At 69.8% G+C, this 16,938-nt stretch carries 12 protein-coding genes; 9 read left to right on the top strand and 3 right to left on the bottom strand.

Annotated features, from left to right (window positions below; all coding sequences use genetic code 11):
• The first annotated feature begins 58 nt into the window (after positions 1 to 58).
• The 5 genes from VNF92_04090 to VNF92_04070 are packed head-to-tail and all read left to right on the top strand — an operon-like array spanning position 59 to position 4,705.
• Positions 59 to 733 carry a hypothetical protein gene (locus VNF92_04090; GenBank protein ID HVA57045.1) on the top strand — a complete coding sequence of 225 codons (675 nt, stop codon included), beginning with the start codon at positions 59 to 61 and terminating at the stop codon, positions 731 to 733.
• Entirely contained in the window at positions 727 to 1,986 is a 1,260-nt protein-coding gene (locus VNF92_04085; GenBank protein HVA57044.1) for a porin, read from the top strand. Before VNF92_04090 ends, VNF92_04085 begins: the two co-directional genes overlap by 7 nt.
• Before the next feature lie 7 nt (positions 1,987 to 1,993).
• A complete protein-coding gene (locus VNF92_04080; protein HVA57043.1) occupies positions 1,994 to 2,473 on the top strand; it encodes a CYTH domain-containing protein in 480 nt (159 codons plus the stop codon).
• Positions 2,463 to 4,028, top strand: a complete 1,566-nt coding sequence (locus VNF92_04075) for an SLC13 family permease (protein ID HVA57042.1) — start codon at positions 2,463 to 2,465, stop codon at positions 4,026 to 4,028. Before VNF92_04080 ends, VNF92_04075 begins: the two co-directional genes overlap by 11 nt.
• Positions 4,025 to 4,705 carry a hypothetical protein gene (locus tag VNF92_04070; GenBank protein ID HVA57041.1) on the top strand — a complete coding sequence of 227 codons (681 nt, stop codon included), beginning with the start codon at positions 4,025 to 4,027 and terminating at the stop codon, positions 4,703 to 4,705. The genes VNF92_04075 and VNF92_04070 overlap by 4 nt, the downstream gene beginning before the upstream one ends.
• Here the strand turns inward: VNF92_04070 and VNF92_04065 are convergent.
• Positions 4,702 to 6,318 (bottom strand): AarF/UbiB family protein, encoded by a 1,617-nt coding sequence (locus VNF92_04065; GenBank protein ID HVA57040.1) that lies wholly within the window; start codon positions 6,316 to 6,318, stop codon positions 4,702 to 4,704. The two genes, VNF92_04070 and VNF92_04065, sit on opposite strands and share 4 nt — an antisense overlap.
• 266 nt (positions 6,319 to 6,584) lie before the next feature.
• On the opposite strand from VNF92_04065, the gene VNF92_04060 reads away from it, so the two are divergent.
• Positions 6,585 to 7,058, top strand: a complete 474-nt coding sequence (locus tag VNF92_04060) for a CHRD domain-containing protein (GenBank protein HVA57039.1) — start codon at positions 6,585 to 6,587, stop codon at positions 7,056 to 7,058.
• 63 nt (positions 7,059 to 7,121) lie between these two features.
• Here the strand turns inward: VNF92_04060 and VNF92_04055 are convergent, their stop codons facing one another.
• Positions 7,122 to 10,136, bottom strand: a complete 3,015-nt coding sequence (locus VNF92_04055; protein ID HVA57038.1) for a PAS domain S-box protein — start codon at positions 10,134 to 10,136, stop codon at positions 7,122 to 7,124.
• Positions 10,137 to 10,178: 42 nt separating this feature from the next.
• Positions 10,179 to 12,329 (bottom strand): prolyl oligopeptidase family serine peptidase, encoded by a 2,151-nt coding sequence (locus VNF92_04050; protein ID HVA57037.1) that lies wholly within the window; start codon positions 12,327 to 12,329, stop codon positions 10,179 to 10,181.
• 112 nt (positions 12,330 to 12,441) lie between these two features.
• On the opposite strand from VNF92_04050, the gene VNF92_04045 reads away from it, so the two are divergent.
• From VNF92_04045 to VNF92_04035, 3 genes are all read left to right on the top strand, one after another.
• Positions 12,442 to 13,878 (top strand): phospholipid carrier-dependent glycosyltransferase, encoded by a 1,437-nt coding sequence (locus VNF92_04045; protein HVA57036.1) that lies wholly within the window; start codon positions 12,442 to 12,444, stop codon positions 13,876 to 13,878.
• A gap of 12 nt (positions 13,879 to 13,890) precedes the next feature.
• Positions 13,891 to 15,372 carry a DUF2779 domain-containing protein gene (locus VNF92_04040; protein HVA57035.1) on the top strand — a complete coding sequence of 494 codons (1,482 nt, stop codon included), beginning with the start codon at positions 13,891 to 13,893 and terminating at the stop codon, positions 15,370 to 15,372.
• Positions 15,373 to 15,547: 175 nt separating this feature from the next.
• Positions 15,548 to 16,933 carry an aminotransferase class V-fold PLP-dependent enzyme gene (locus VNF92_04035; GenBank protein HVA57034.1) on the top strand — a complete coding sequence of 462 codons (1,386 nt, stop codon included), beginning with the start codon at positions 15,548 to 15,550 and terminating at the stop codon, positions 16,931 to 16,933.
• Positions 16,934 to 16,938 lie beyond the last annotated feature (5 nt).

Raw genomic sequence — 16,938 nt, 5'->3', positions numbered from 1 at the left:
GATAGGGGAGGTGGCCCGGGTACGCGAACGTTTCTCGAACGATCCGAGGAGCGAGCGCGTGGCCACGATGGAAAGGACCAGCGACACGGTAGTACCGGGCCCGGCCGTGGTCGGCGCCACGGTCGTCCCCCGGTGGGAGTGGCGCGCCTTCGAACGGACGTTCGCCGCGCCGCCGCCCGTGGAGGGTGCCACGGGGTCCCAGGTCGCCGGGGAGCGGGAGGAGACGTATCTCCTCTCGCTGCTCTCGCCCCACAACGTGAAGATCCGCGATGGGCAACTCGAGATCAAGCGACTTGTGCGGGCCGATGCGTCCGGGCTGGAGCAGTGGTGCCCGCTGCTCAAGCGGCCATTCCCGATCGGGGTGGATGCGCTGACGGCGGCGTGCGAGGCGTGGGGCCTTCCGGCGCCTGCTGACGGGAGGCCGATTCGTTCCCTGGCCGAACTGCTGCAGACGGTCGTCGTGCCGCACCGGCAGTTGCGGATCGTCACGATGGCCAAGCGGCGGATTCCGGTGACGGTGGCCGGGTGCCACGGGGAACGAGGGCAGATCACGGTGGCCGGCCATCGCTGGAACACCGTGTCGTTCGAGGACGCCGATCCGGCGCGCGTGCTGGCGGCGCTCCGGGAGCTGAAACTCGATCCGGCGGCCAATGAGAATTATCCGAGGGCGCTCAAGCGCATTCTCGGGCTCCCCGATCATTCCTCCGTCCCCCCCAAGGAGGTGCGATGCTAGGAACTATTCGCAAACTCATATTGACGACCGGCGTGGCTGCGGCGACGGCCGTCGCCGTACCCGTGGGCGCGCAGACGGGCGGCGCCCCGATCCCGCTCCCCGGCGCCTACGACGGGGGGTATCTGGTGTTCCAGACCCCGGACAGCGCGTTCAAGTACTGGCTCGACGGGCGCATCCAGGTGGACGGCGCGGTGTACGACGGGCAGAAGAACCATCTGGCCAACGGCTCGGAAGTCCGCCGGGCCCGGCTCGGCGTCAAGACCACCCTGTACAAGGACTGGCTGGGCGAATTCGACGTCGACTTCGCGGGCAATGCCGTCGAGATGAAGGACATGTGGCTCGGGTATCAGGGGTTCGCCAACACGCTGATCCGGGTGGGCAACTACAAGGAACCGTTCAGTCTCGAGACGCTGACCTCGTCCAAGTACATCACGTTCATGGAGCGGTCGTACGCCGACAACTTCTCGCCCGACCGGCACATCGGCGTGGGCGTGTCGCGCTGGGGGTCCAACTGGCAGGCGTCGGTCGGCGCGTTCGGCCAGGCCGCCGGTGACGTGGACGAATCCGGGTATTCCGAGGGGTACGCCTTCACCGGGCGGTTCACCATCGCCCCGATCCACACCGACCGCAGCCTGGTCCACCTGGGCGTGTCCGCCAGCCGCCGCACTCCCGACGGCGGTCTTCCCGCCGATGCCAACCAGGTGCGGTTCCGGGCCCGTCCCGAGACCAACGTGAGCCAGGTGCGGTTCCTGACCACGGGCAAGATCAAGAACGTGGACTATACCAACTACTTCAACGGCGAGTTCGCGGCGGTGCGCGGGCCGTGGTCGGTGCAGAGCGAATACACGATCGTGGACGTGCACCGCCTCGATCCTGCGCTCGCCACGGCGCGGTTCGGCGGGGGGTACGCCTTCGTGAGCTACTTCATCACCGGCGAGAGTCGGCCGTACCTGCCGCAGGAGGGCGAGTTCGACCGCATCTTCCCGAAGTCCGATCGCGGGGCGTGGGAGGTGGCGGCGCGGGCCAGCACGATGATCCTCAACGACTTCTCGCCCGGCGTGAACATCACGGGCGGCAAGGCGAACAACTACACGTTGGGCGTCACCTGGTACATCAATCCAAACTTCAAGTGGATGTTGAACTACGTGCGGGTGGTGAACGACCAGTATGCCAAGCCCGATCTTGGGGTCGCGCCATTCCTCACCGGCGACAAGTTCAACATCTTGCAGATGCGGTTCGGACTGGCACTCTGAGGGTTCTTTGGCCATCGAGATCGAACGGAAGTACCTGGTCAAGCACGACGTGTGGCGCGCCGACCCGGCGCAGGGCAAACGGTACCGGCAGGGCTACCTGTCCACCGACGCCGACCGGGTGGTGCGCGTCCGCACCGTGGGCGATCAGGGTTTCCTGACGATCAAGGGCGCGACGACGGGGATCGAGCGGCTCGAATTCGAGTACCCGATTCCCGTTGCCGACGCCGACGCGATGCTGGACCGTCTGTGCGCGCGCCCGCTGATCGAGAAGACGCGGTACCGGGTGCCGTTCGAAGGCCGGGTGTGGGAAGTGGACGTGTTCGAGGGCGAGAACGCGGGGCTGATCATTGCCGAAGTGGAACTCCCGGCGGTCGGCGCCGTGGTGGCCCTCCCGCCGTGGGCCGGTGCCGAGGTGTCGGCCGACCCGCGATATTACAACTCGAATCTCACGCGCCACCCCTACGCCCGCTGGCGCGATGCCGGCTGACGTCCTGTCGCTCCCGGCGCGCGACGCCGAGTTGGCGCACCTGCTGGCGCTCGACCGGTTCGCGCTGTCGCCCAAGCAGCACCCCCCCGCCGGCGCGTTCGACCGATGGGCGCGCTACCTGGGATTTCCGGCGGGGATCCTCGTCTTCCTGTGGCTCTACTATGCCCCGACCCCCCCCGGGCTGACCGCCGCGGGCCAGGTCTCGGCGGCCGCGTTCGCCCTCGCGCTGGTCTGGTGGGTGACCGAGCCGGTGCCCACGTATCTCACGTCGCTGGTGCTGATGCTGCTGCTCGTCACCCTGCGCGGGTGGGGGGCCACCGATGTCATGGGCGTGTTCGGGCTGGACGTCATCTGGCTCAACATCCTGGCGTTCATTCTCAGCGCCATGCTGGTCAAGACGCGGCTCGCCAAGCGGCTGGCGCTGACCCTGATTCTCCGGTTCGGCGCCCGGGCGTCGTGGGCGCTGGGGGCGTTCGTGGTGCTGCAACTTGCCCTGGCGCCGCTCATTCCGGCCACGGCGGCGCGGGCCGCGCTCACGCTCCCGCTGATGATCGCCGTGGCCGCCATCTACGGCTCGACGTCCGAGCATCCCACGAATTTCGGGCGGAACCTGTTCCTGCTCAACCTCACGGGCATTAGTATTCTGTCATCGACGGTGATGACGGGGAGTGCCGCCAACATCCTCGCGGTGGGGTTCGTCCAGAGCCTGGGCGGGCACCGGGTCTACTACACGGACTGGCTGATCGCCTCGGCGCCGGTGGCCGTGCTCACCGTGTTCTTCGCCTGGTGGCTCGGGCCGCGCGTGATCTTTCGCATCCCGCCCGCCGAGCGGCGGCCCGTCATTGCCGGCGGACTGGACGTCGTGGCCCGCGAGAAGGCCGCGATGGGCCCGATCAGCGCCAGGGAATGGCGGGCCCTGGCCATCTTCTTCCTCGTCATCTTTCTCTGGGCCACCGACCGGTACCAGCAGCGCTGGTTCGGCCTCGAACTCGGCGCCCCGATCTCGGCCATGGTCGGCGCCGCCATCGCCCTCATGCCACGCGTCGGCCTGCTCGAGTGGCAGGACACCGACATTCCCTGGCATCTGATGGTGTTCAGTGCCGGCGCCTACGCCGGCGGACTGGCCCTGGACAGCACCGGCGCCGCCGCATGGGCCGTGCAGCGCATCTTCGGCGGTCTCCGGCTCCAGCACGTGGCGTTCGGCTACACCTACGCCGTCGTCATCGCCGTGATGCTGTACAGCCACCTCCTCTCCACGTCCAAGACGGTGCGCACGGTGATCATGATTCCCGTGATCATCCTGCTGGCCCGCGGCCTGGGCTGGGACCCGGCGAGCCTGGCGCTGCCCGCGGCGTTCACCATCGACTGGGTGATCGGGCTGCCGATCAGCGGCAAGCCCAACGTCATCCTCTACGCCACCAACCAGTACTCGGCGCGTGACAACCTTCGCTACGGGCTCACCGTGTGCACCGTCGGCTATCTGCTATTGCTGATCGCCGGGGCCACCTACTTCCACTGGCTGGGGCTCACGCCGTCATTCGGGGCCCGCGTATGATGCTGGCCGCGCTCGTAGCGGCGGCGCTGCTCCAGGCGGCGGGGCCGGCCGATACCATCACGTCGTACGGCGAACGGATCGTGCTCACCGGTGACCGCGCGGCGATCGCGTTGGACGTGGTCGTCGCCGGCGCCCACGCGGGCGTGGTGGAGATCCCGGTGGCGTGGCCGCTCGGCGGCGCCACTCGCCTGGAACTGCCCCCCGGCGCGTCGGCGGAGGTCCAATCGGGCGCGTCCGTGTCGCGGCTGTTGGTGCGGTTGGCCGGCGGCGGCGCGGCTCGCATTCGCGCCGAGTTCGCGGGGCGCGCGCTCGGCGACGTGTTCGCGTACCGGTTCGCCAACGCCACCGGCACCACGATCGACGAGTACCATCTGGTCATCGAACTGCCGCCGGGGCGGCTGGCGCGGAACGTGAGCTACACGATACCGCCGTCGGACCGGCGCGCCGGGGTGTGGCCGATGTCACCCGACACGGCGGACGATCGGCGGGCCGTGCGGCTGTCGGTCGGTGGGCTCGCGGCCGGGGACGTGGTATCGGTCACGATCGAAACCGCGCCGGAGCAGCGCTCGTGGGCGGTTCTGGTGGCCGCGGTGCTGCTCGCCGTGCTCTACCTGGTGCGGTTCCGCGATCTGCCGCTCGGCCCGCGCGCAGAACGCGCTGCTCGGTCGGTCGGCTAGCGGGCGCGTGCCCGCCACGCGCCGAGCCCGACCACGGCGGTGCCGACGGCGCCCATGACGAGCAACGGATCGCCGGCGTAGCGGTACCAGCCGCCGGCCACCACCAGCAGGCTCCCCGAGACGAGCAGCGCCGCCGACGCCACGGCGCCGGCCAGGCGCTCGATGCCGCGGGTGGCGCGCCGTTCGGTGCGCTCCAACGCCGGAATGTGGACCTGCCCCAGGTCCCCGTCGGCCAGCCGGCGCAGCGTGCGCCGGACGTCGGCGGGCCCGGTGCCGAGCAGCCGTTCCAGGTCCCGGCTCACGTGGCGCGCGTCGTCGATCAGCCGGGCGGGGGCGAAGCGCCGCACGGCCACCCGGCGCAACTCGTCCTGGAAGGCCTGGGCGACGCTCAGCGATGGGTCGAGATCGCGCATCACGGCTTCGGCGAGCAGGAAGGCGCGCGTGAGGAGCAGGATGGGGCCCGGATTGCGAATGCGGTGGTTCGTGCCCACGCGCAATAGCGACTGGAGTGCGTCGCCCACCGAGACCTCGGCCAGGTCCTGCTCGTGGATGCGGCGCAGGAGGGTGCTGAGATCGGCTTCCAGTGCCGGCCGGTCGACGTCGGCCCCGACGAGGCCGACGTCGAGATACGCGTCGGCCGTGTCGCGCACGTCGCCGCGCACGACGGCATCGAGCAGGGCCGTGAGGCTGTCGCGCATGGCCGCGTCGAGTTCGCCCACCATGCCGAAGTCGTGCAGGCAGAGGCGCCCGTCGGCGAGTACGGCCAGGTTCCCGGGATGCGGATCGGCCTGGAAGAGCCCGGCTTCGAAGATCTGATGGAGGAGCAGCGAAGCGATCGTGCGCGCGAGGTGGGCGCGCGCCTCGGGGTGCGTTTCGGCGTAGCGGTCCACCCGCACGCCGCGAAAGAATTCCATGGCGATCACGCCCTGGCCGCAATAGGCCGGCACGATGTCCGGCGTCCACACGCCGTCCACGTCGCGCAACGCATCGCGGAAACGGCGGATGGTGCGCGCTTCCAGACGGAAGTCCAGCTCGCGCTGCAGGCTGTATCGGAATTCCTGAATAAGCCCCACCAGGTCGAACGTCTGCAGCCGCGGCACGTAGCGCTCGGCGAGCGCGGCGAGATAGGCGAGAATGGACACGTCCTCGGCCACGCGGCTCTCGAGCCCCGGGCGGCGCACCTTGAGCACGATCTCGCGCCCGTCGGGCAGCGTGGCGCGGTGAACCTGGGCGATGGTCGCCGCCGCCAGGGGCCGCTCGTCCACCGTCGCGAAGTGGTCGCGCAGCCGGCCTCCCAGGTCGTGCTCCACCGCCGCCGCCACGTCGGCGAACGGCATGGGCGAGAGGGCGTCGTGCAGCCGCTCCAGTTCGCCGGTGTACTCGTCGGGCAAGAGGTCGCGCCGCACGGCGAGCACCTGGCCGAACTTGAGGAACACCACGCCGAGTTCCTCGAGCGCCGTGCGGACGGCCACCGGGTCGGGCCAGTGCCGGCGGCCGCGGACGGCGCCCAGAATGCCGTGCCGCCGGAGAACGCGGAGGATGGCCCACATGCGCGGCGTGCTGCGGGCGACGGCGGCCGGACCGAAGGCCAGCACGTGCCGTGGGGCCGTCAATTGGGCCCGTTCGGTGGCCGGTGCTCCGGGCGCAGTACTGGTTGGTGTGGCGTTCGGCATCCGGCCCCCCAAGATTGATGGAACGTGTCCCCCCCTCGCGTGGTTCCATTGGGGTGGGCGCACGCCACCTATGCCGCAGCGTAGCGCGTGCGATCGGGGCCGTCTGTCGGGCCGGCCTCCCATCCCCGTGAGCCTTTCACCGATCTCGTTGTGGGCGATCCCCGCGCGCCGTGGGGGGCCCGGTCCCATTTCCAGGAGAACATGCCATGAACGTTCGTCTGCTCGCCATCGCCGCGTCCGCCCTCGCCGTGTCGGGATGGGCCACGCCCACGCACCCGGTGCGGCCGGCCCCCCCCGTCACCTACGTCGCGCACATGACCGGCGCCAGCGAGACGCCCGCGACCACGGTGACCGGCACGGGGACCGCAACACTGGTGCTCGAAGGGACGCGGCTGCGGTACACGCTCACCGTGGCCGGCCTGAGCGGACCGGCCACGATGGCGCACATCCACGTGGGCAAGGTCGGTGCGTCGGGGCCGCCGGTCTACAGCTTCGAGATCAAGCATGAGGCGCGCGGCACGCTCGCCAGGGGCTACATCGATCTGGCCAAGGACGTGAGCAAAGGGGTCTCGGGCGATTCGCTCAAGACGCTGCTCGCGAACGGCGACGCGTACGTGAACGTGCACACGGCGGCGCATCCGGGCGGGGAGATCCGGGGGCAGGTGGAGGTGAAGAAGTAGGACGGGAGGAGGGTAGGACAGTAGGACGGATAACTGCGGAACGCCGGCTTCCGTCCTACTGTCTTACTGTCCTTCGCTCCTACCCGTCAGCACATCCCGCACTTTTGCCAGGAACACCGTGTGGGTGAACGGCTTCTGCAGGAAGGCCATGCGGCCCGTGGCGACGCCGAATTTGAGTACGGCTTCGTCGGTGTAGCCGGATAAGAAGAGTGGAATGGTCTCGGGGTGGAGGTCGGCCAGGCGGGCTGCGAGTTGCGGGCCGGTCATGCCGGCCATCACGACGTCGGTCACCAGCAGGTCGATGGCGCCGCGGTGCTCGGCGGCGCGGCGGAGCGCGTCCTCGCCGCTCGCCTCGGCGATCACGGTGTAGCCGCGGCTCGTGAGCACCCGGCTCAGGAGGGTGCGGATGGCGTCCTCGTCCTCGGCGATCAGGATCGTCTCGGAGCCCTCGGTGGCCTGGCGGCGCGACGGCTCCGGGGCCCGCTGGCGGGGGGCGTCCTCCACCCGTGGCAGATAGATCTTGAACGTCGTGCCGAGGCCCACCTCGCTGTACAACCACACGTAGCCGCCCAGCTGCTTGACGACGCCGTAGACCGTGGCGAGTCCGAGCCCCGTGCCCTTGTCCTTTCCCTTGGTGGTGAAGAAGGGCTCGAACGCGTGCTCGCGCACGTCCGGCGGCATGCCCTCGCCGTTGTCGGATACCACGATCCGCACGTAAGCGCCGGGCGCCATGGGCTCGCCGGCCATCCCTTGGCCGACCGCGAGCTCGATCGCCTCGGTCTCGATGACGAGCTGGCCACCTTCCGGCATCGCATCGCGGGCATTCACCGCCAGGTTGAGCAGCACCTGCTCCACCTGGTTCGGGTCGGCGCGCACGATATCGGGCCCGGTCGTGAGCACCGATTTCAGCTGCACATCCTCGCCGAGCAGGCGTCCGAGCAGGCTCTCGACGTCCGCGACCAGCTTGTTCACGCTCATCGGTTGGATGGAGAGCACCTGCCGCCGGCTGAAGGCGAGGAGTTGGCGCGTCAGTTCGGCGCCCCGTTGCGCGCTGCGGTACACGTCCTGCAGTTCGGCATGCTGCGGCCCCTGCGCGGACTCGCTGTCGAGCAGCAGTTCGGTGGTGGTCATGATCACGGTCAACAGATTGTTGAAGTCGTGCGCGATGCCACCGGCCAGGCGGCCCACCGCTTCCATGCGCTGGGCCAGCTGGAACTGCTCCTCCAGGCGCACGCGTTCCGTGACGTCCTCCACGATCGCCTCGACGTACGCGTCCGATTCGCGCGTCGCGGCCACGAGGCGCGCGGTGAGCCGGGCGGTGATCAGGCCGCCGTCGCGCCGCTTCCACTGGAGCGCCTCGCGCCGGCAGTAGCCCGTGGCATTCAGCGCCCGGGAGATCACGTCGCGCTCCGCGGGGTCCTGGTACAATTCGGCCACCGACTTGCCGACCAGTTCGTCGCCCGACGTGTAGCCGAGCATGCCGACGAGCGCCGGGTTCGCTTCGACGATCACGCCTTCGGGCGTCGACAACGCGATGCCGTAGGGCGATTCGCGAATGAGCGTCCGGTACCGTTCCTCGGACCGGCGCAGCGCCTGCTGGGCGCGGTGGCGTTCGGTGACGTCGGTGACGACGGTCAGCGCGGCGCGCTGGCCCCGGAAGGGGATTTCGTGGGACACGATCTCGACCTCGGTGACCGTGCCGTCGCGCTTGAGGTGGCGCCAGGTGCCGCGCGATTCCGGGCGCGGACCGAGCTTGAGGAGATCCGCCTCCATGCGCGCTACCTCCTCCGGCGGACGGATGTCGCGAAGCGACAGCGCGAGGAATTCGTCGCGGCTGTAGCCATAGTAGTCCACGGCCGCGGCGTTGACCGCCAGGAACGCGAGCGTGTCCAACGCCACGAGGTACACCGGCAGCGGAATGGACTCGAACAGATCCCGGTAATACGCTTCCGACAGTTCGCGCGCCGTCAGGGCTTCGGATACACGGCGCCCCATGGAGTCGAAGGCCGCGCCGAGACGCGTGATCTCGTCGCCTGCCGCGAGGTCGATGTGGGGCGCCGCCGTCGAGCCGCCGGGGTCGTTCGAGACCACGGACCCGACGCCGGCGGTCAAGCGCCTGAGTCGTGTGGTGATCCGGCGGCTCAGCCACCACGCGCCGGCGAGCCCGAGCAGCAGCACGAGCGCGTCGACGGCGAGCAGCCGCCGCACGGTCTCCCGCGCGGTGGCGTTCACGGAATCGGCCGGGAACTCGACCACCACCGCCCAGGGCGTGGCCGGCACGAGGCGCGCCACCGCCAGCATGTCGCCGGCCCGGCGGTGGTACTTCATCACGCCGGTCACCTTCGCGACGTCGATGGGAGGCGGCGTCGCGCTCGTGGCGAGATTCGTCCACACGCTGTCCCGCACGTCGCCCACGAAGATCCGGCCGCCGGTGCCGATGAGCCTGTCCACGTCCTGTCGGCTCACCGGCTGCGTGGTGAGGCGGCGCCAGTGGACGACGTACCCCGCCACGCGCCCGTCGACGGTCACACGGACGGCCGCGACGTACGCCACCGAGTCGTTCGCCATTCGCAGGCCGCCGATCACGGCTTCGTCGGTGTCGTGCGCCCGTCGCATGAGCCCCTCGTCGCGTGCGCGATCGTGAAAGTTCGCGGCCGTGCCGGTGCTCAGCAGCACGCGCCCGTCGGCGCTCCACAGCTCCACGGCCACGCTCTGGACCGGAGCGCCCACCGTGAGGAGCGGGATCATTGCGGCGTCGGCGAGGCGGTCTCGCGCCGCAGGGAGCGCCGCGAGGTAGGCCCGGATGGCAGGGCGCTGCGCCGCGAGCTGCAATTCGGCGGCCCTCGCCGTGCTCGACGTCTGGAGTTCCCGCACCAACTCGGCCGCCACGTTGGTCAGCCGGCGTTCGGCCTCAGCGGTCTCGGTCTGCCGTTGGACGCGAAACCCGCTCCACGTGTTGACGACGATGACCAGCGCCACCAGGCCACCGATGAACAGCGGCAGCTTCACGCCGAGCGACAGGCCGCGGCGGCGGGTCGGCGTGTGGAGCCGGTGCGGGTGTTTGCTGCCGGATGGCATTGAAGGAAAAAGCGGCCAGCGGGGGCCGGGCGCAAGGATAGGCTAGTTCTTCATCCCCGTCTCCCACGCCGTGAACGCCCACACGTCGGCCAGCTGGGCAATGCGCTTGTCCGTGGGCATGTACCCGTGGCTCGTCTTGGTCTCCACCCGGATGAGAATGGGGCGTTTGCATCCCTGCGCCGCCTGCATCGCGGCCGTGAACTTATATGAGTGTCCCGGCACCACCCGGTCGTCATGGTCGGCGGTGGTCACGATGGTGGCCGGATAGCAGACGCCGGGCTTCGCGTTCTGGACCGGGGAGAACTTGATCAGGTACCTGAACTGCTCCGGGTTGTCGGACGAGCCGTACTCGGGCACCCATCCGATGCCGGCGCTGAACTTCTGATAGCGCAGCATGTCCATGACGCCGGCGCCCGGGTAGGCCGCGGCGAAGAGGTCGGGCCGCTCCTCCTCCACCGCGCCGACGAGCAGCCCGCCGTTCGAGTAGCCGTGGATGGCCAGGTGCGCCGGGGACGTGTACTTCTCCCTGATCAGGTACTCGGCCGCGGCGATGAAGTCGTCGAACACGTTCTGTTTGTTGGCCAGCTGGCCGGCGTGGTGCCAGGCCTCGCCGTACTCGCTGCCGCCGCGGATGTTGGCCACGGCGTAGATGCCGCCGTGCTCCAGCCACACGGCCACGGTGGGGCTATAGGCCGGCAGGGTGGCGATGTCGAACCCGCCGTACGCATAGAGAATGGTCGGGTGCGATCCGTCGAGCGTCACTCCCTTCCTGGCGGTGATGAACATCGGCACGCGCGTGCCGTCCTTCGAGTGGTAGAACACCTGCCTGGTCTCGTACGGCGACGCATCGAACGGCGTCTTGCGGGGCAGCGGGCTGAACGCCGTGCTCCGCCTGGTGGCGAAGTCGTAGCGGTACACGGTGGTGGGCGCGAGATACGACGAGAACGCGTAGAACAGCTCGGGCCGGCCGGCCCGGCCGCCGAGCGCCTCCACCGCGCCCACCCCGGGCAGCACCACCTGACCCACGAGGGCGCCGCCCGGCGCGTACAGGCGCACGCGGCTCTGCACGTCCTCCAGCGTCTGGACCACGACCCGGTCGCCGGCTATCAAAGAACTCTGAATATTGTTCTTCGTTTCGGGCACGACCGTGCGGGCGTGGGCGAGCGCGGTGTCGGGGAGGTCGAGGGCGATGATGCGCCGGTTGGGCGCGTCCTTGGTGGTCTCGAGGAACACCGTGTTCCCGATGTTGCCGATCGGCCCGTATTCGGCATCGTCCGACGTGTTCACGGCGCGGATGGCGGCGCCGACGTCGGGGTGCATCGGGTCGCCGAGGTCGGCGTAGTAGAGCAGGTTCTCGGGGTTCGTGCCGTGGTTCAGGGTGATGAACAGGTATCGGCCGTCGTCGGTCACGCTCGCGCCCTCGTACCAGTCGGGACGGTCGGGGCGCTCGTAGATGAGCTGGTCCGCGGTGTCGCTCGTTCCCACCCGGTGGTAGTAGATCTTGCCGTTCAGGGCGGCGGCCGTGAGCACCTGATCCTTGGGCGGCGCCGGGAAGCGCGTGTAGAAGAAGCCCCGTCCGTCCCTGGTCCAGGAGATACCGGAGTACTTCACCCAATGGACGGTGTCGGCGACCGCGCGCCCCGTGGCCAGGTCGCGCACGTGCAACTCCTCCCAATCGGAGCCGCCCGACGACAACCCGAACGCCAGGTACTTACCGTCCGGCGACGGGGCGTACGACGCCAGATCCACCGAGCCGTCGGCCGAGAGCGTGTTGGGGTCGATCAGCATCACCGGTTTTCCCCCGAGCGAGGCCAGCTCGTAGAGCACCGACTGGTTCTGGAGCCCCGTATTCATGCGGAAGAACAGCCGGCCCGCCATATGGCTCGGCACGCCGACGGATGGGGTGTTCCAGAGGGTGGTGAGCCGGGTCCGGAACGCGGTGCGCAGGGGGATCTGGTCCAGGTACGCGAACGTCACCTTGTTCTCCGCCTCCACCCATCGCGCCACCTCGGCCGAGTTCTGGTCTTCGAGCCATCGGTAGGGATCGGCGACCTTGGTGCCGAAGTAGTCGTCGACTACGCTGTCCCTGCGCGTCGTGGGGTATACCGGCGCTTGCTGCGCGACCATCGACGACAGGGGCAGCGCAACCAGCACGAGGCAGAGCGCGAGGGAGCGTGATGCGCGAGCGGGCATGCGGTGACTCCGGGTGGCGGAATTGGCTGTTCAATTCTCGTTTTTCTCCGTCCGGAGCGCCAGTCGGAGCGCGGGGGCGTGTGGCCCGCCGCCGGCGCCGCTAGAATTGGGCATGCCCGCGTCGTCACGCTCCTGGCCCCGGCGGCCGGAACTCCTGCTGCTCACCGCCTGTGCGGCGCTCACCCGATTCTGGGGGCTGTTCAGCCCGCACGCCGTGGTGTTCGACGAGGTGCATTACGAGAAGTACGTGGCCGACTATCTCGCCCGGGTCTTCTACGTGGACGTGCACCCGCCGCTCGCCAACCAGATTTTCGCTCTGGCCGCCAAGCTGTTCGGGGTGCCCATCGCCACGCTCGCCGGGCCGCATCCGGCGCCGGTGCTGCGCGTCGTGCCGGCTCTGGCCGGCACGCTCATCATTCCGGTGTTCTACGTACTGCTGCGGCGGCTCGGGGCATCGCGCCGCCTGGCCACGTTGGGGGGCGCGCTGCTGCTGCTCGACAACGCGCTGCTCGTGGAGTCGCGGGTGCTCGTGCCCGACAGCATGCTGGTGCTGTTCGGTCTGAGCGCGGTGACGGTCTTCCTGGGGGCGCGCCGCTGCACGGGGCGGGCACGTCTATGGCGACTGGCGGCCACGGCCGCGTTGGCCGGGCTTGCCGTGACCATGAAATGGACGGGACTCTCGGCCCTCGGATTGATCGGGGTGATCTGGCTGTACGATGCCTGGCGCGCACGCGGCGGTTGGCGGCGCACGGTGTGGGAGGGTGCCGTGTTGGTGGCCATCCCGGTGGCCATCTACACGTCGGTGTTCGCCGTGCACTTCGCATGGATGGACCGCAGCGGCCCGGGGAACATGTTCATGTCGGGGCCATTCAAGGCCACGCTGATCGGGTCGCCGAACTACCGGGCCGATGCGCGCCTGTCGTTCGCCGACAAGTTCCTCGAGTTGAACGTGGCGATGCGGCAGGAAGACGCGGCGCTGGTCGGCGTCTCCAATTCGTCGGCGTCCCCGTGGTACAGCTGGCCCCTGATCCAGCACGCGATCACGTTCTGGGCGGGGCCGGTGCTGCCCGACGGCCGGCGGGCCACGATCTTTCTGGAAGGCAATCCGGTGGTGTGGTACGGCATTCCGGTGGCGCTGCTCCTGGGCGGAATCGGGCTGGCGCTGCGCCGCGCGCGGGCGCGCGCGTGGCGCGAACCGCTGATCATCCTGGGCGCAGCCTACCTGTTCAACTTCCTGCCGTTCGTCCTGATCCACCGGCTCATGTACCAGTATTCGTATTTCATGGCGTTCGTGTACAGTCTGGGGCTGGCCGTGATCGCGGTGGGGGCCTGGGCGGGAGAGCTGGAGCCCCGGGTGGCGCCACCGGACGGGGCGGCCACGGCCGCCGGCAGCTGGCGGTTTCCGCGCGGGCCGCGGGCCGCGATCTATTATGGTATACTTATTGCGGCGCTGGCCGGATTCGTGTGGTTCGCTCCCGTGACCTACGGGTGGCCCCTGTCGCCCCAGGCGTTCCGGGCGCGCTTCGCGCTCGTCGAACGGCACTTCTGACCGGAGCGGTCGATGACTGACGCGGTCCACGAGGAACCCGGCCGGCGGCTCACCAAGCGGGTGTTTCTCGAATCGCTGGTCTGCCCCCGCCGCGGCTGGCTGCTGCACCACGCCGACCCCCACACCACCGCGCCCGGTCCCGGCGAGCAGTTCCGCTTCGCCCAGGGCAATGCCATCGGCGCGCTGGCGCGCGAGATGCTCGGACCAGGCGTGGACCTGCGCGGGCCGGCGACGCCCGACTGGGTCGACGAAGGCCGGTCGGTGCTGGCGAACCGGACGGTCCGCACGGCATTCGAGGTGCCGGTGGTCGCCGCGCACGCCATGGCGCGTCCCGACGCCCTCATCCGCGACGGCGACGGATGGCGCGTGATCGAAGTGAAGTCCGGCATCCGCGACCGGCCGGCCTACCTAGACGATCTCGCGTACACCGTGGCCGTCGTCGCGGCGGCCGGCGAGCGGGTGACGGCGGCGGAACTGCTGCTCGTCAACGCCGACTGGCGGGTGGACAATGGACAGGAACCGCTCGTCCGACTGACCGTGACCGAACCGGTGCTGGCGCGTGCTGCCGAGTTCGCGCCGTTGCTCGAGCCCGCGTACGCGATCGTGGCCGCGTCCGGGGCGCCCGACGCGGTGCTCCAGGCCGCCTGCCGGCAGTGCGAATTTCGCGGCGTGCGCTGCTTCACGGACGGTCCGCACGACCCGGTGTTCGAACTGCCGAGCATCCGCTCCAAGAAGGTGGACGAGTGGATCGCCGACGGCATCACGCGCATTCCGGAGGTGCCCGCCACCGCCAAGCTCACGCCCGTCCAGCAGCTGCACCGGCGCGCCGTGGTGGCCGGCGGGTTGATAGCGGTACGCGAGGCGTTGAGCCGCCTGTCGGACATCCGGGAACCGGCCGTCTACCTCGACTTTGAAACGCTGTCGCTGGCCCTGCCGCCCTTTCGCGGCATCGCGCCGTTTGACGTGATCCCCATTCAGTACTCGGTGCACCGGCGCGCGTCCGGCGGAAACGTGGATCACCGGGAACTGCTGGTGGATCCGGCGGCGCCGGATGTCGAGGAGTTCGCGCGGAACCTGCTGGGAGCCCTGAGCGGCGCGGGCTCGATCGTCGTGTACTCGTCGTTCGAGCGCCAGCGCCTGAATTGGCTGGGCCGGCAGGTGCCGGCGCTGGCCAGCGATCTGGAGCACGCGGTGGGGCGCCTGTTCGATCTGCTGCCGGTGGTGCAGAGTGCAGTGGCGCACCCCGACTTTCACGGCAGCCTGTCGATCAAGAAGGTGCTGCCCGTGCTGGTGCCCGATCTCAGCTACGCCACACTGGCCATTGGCGACGGTGAGGCCGCGACCGGTGTGATCGGTCTGCGCGCGATGGGACAGGTGACCGACGAGGAGTGGGAACGCTATCGGGTGCAGCTGCTGGCCTACTGCAAGGTGGATACGCTGGCGATGGTACGGCTGCACGACGCGCTGGGCGCGTTGGCGCGCGAGGGCGCGTGAACGCAGCGGGACGAGCCCGAGCGTCGGCGCGCCGCGGGGACGGCGGAATTGACCGCGGGCCGTCGCCGCTGCTTGATTCAGGGCGCGGAGCGCGGGACCGGGCTCCGTCCGACGGCGTGGGCCCCGCCGAGCGAAACGCGACACGGGAGCGTAGGATGCGCGGGTTGGTGCGCTGATGAAATCGACGACCGCTGGTCTGACGCCGGAAACATCGCTCGACGCGGATTTCGCCGACCTGCGGCGGCGCGAATTCGCGCGGCTGGACACCCAGGGCCTCGCCTATCTCGACTACACTGGGAGCGGGCTCTACCCCGCGAGCCTCGTGGAGGGCCACGCGCGCGTGCTCCGCGATGGCGTGTTCGGCAACCCGCATTCCGGGCATGCGCCCTCCCGCGCCAGCACCGAGGTGATGCAGGACGCGCGCTCGACGGTTCTCGGGTTCCTCGATGCCGACGCGTCGGAGTACACCGTGATCTTCGCGGCCAACGCGAGCGCGGCGATCAAACTGGTGGCGGAGAGCTATCCATTCGCCGAGGGCGGGGCGTGCCTGCTCACGGCCGACAATCACAACTCCGTGAACGGCATTCGCGAATTTGCCGCGCGTGCAGGCGCTCGCGTGTCGTACCTGGGTTTGGACGACGAGCTGCGCCTGGCGGACGCGCCGGCCGCAGTCGCCGCGGGGGCTGCGGCCTCGGGGCGGTCGCCCCGCCTGTTCGCGTTTCCGGCGCAGTCCAACTTCTCGGGGGCCAAGCACCCCCTGGAACTGGTGAGCGTGGCCAAGGGGCTTGGGTTCGACGTCCTGCTCGATGCCGCCGCGTTCGCCCCCACCAACCCGCTCAGTCTGCGCGACCACCCGGCGGACTTCGTCGCCCTGTCGTTCTACAAGATTTTCGGATACCCCACCGGAGTGGGCGCGCTCGTGGCCCGGCGCGAAGCGTTGGCGCGGCTGCGCCGTCCGTGGTTCGCGGGCGGCACCGTGGATTTCGTGTCGGTGCAGAACCGCCGGCACCAACTGGCGGCCGTGCCTGAACGATTCGAGGACGGGACCCCGGACTTTCTGAGCCTGGCCGCGGTGGCGCCCGGGATCAGGTTCATGGAGGGCCTGGGCATGGCGCGACTCTCGGCGCACGTTCGCCGCCGGACGGGAGAGTTGCTGGAGGGGCTGCAGGCGCTGGCCCACCGTAACGGGCGGCCGCAGGCCGTGATCTACGGGCCACGCACTCTCGACGCGCGGGGTGGCACCGTGGCCTTCAACCTGGTCGACGTGAGGGGGCGGCCCATTCCGTTTGCGGTGGTGGAGGACCGCGCGAGCGAGGGCGGGGTGGCGGTGCGCGGCGGGTGCTTCTGCAATCCGGGGGCCAGCGAGCGGGCGTTCGGGCTCCGGGCGCCGGAGGCCGACCGCTGCCTGAGCGAGACGGCCGAGCGGTTCACGCTGGAGCGGTTCGCGGCATGCATGGGCCCCGACGTGGCAGTGGGCGCCGTGCGCGCTTCAGTGGGCATGGCGACCACGGCCGCCGACGTCGCGCGGGCCCTCGAGGTGCTGGGGAACCTGGCCGAGTGATGGGG

It is taken from the genome of Gemmatimonadaceae bacterium, from assembly GCA_035533015.1.
GTDB lineage: Bacteria > Gemmatimonadota > Gemmatimonadetes > Gemmatimonadales > Gemmatimonadaceae > JAGWRI01.
Note: the sequence above shows the minus strand (reverse complement) of the source record. Positions and strands in the feature narration are given on the sequence as shown.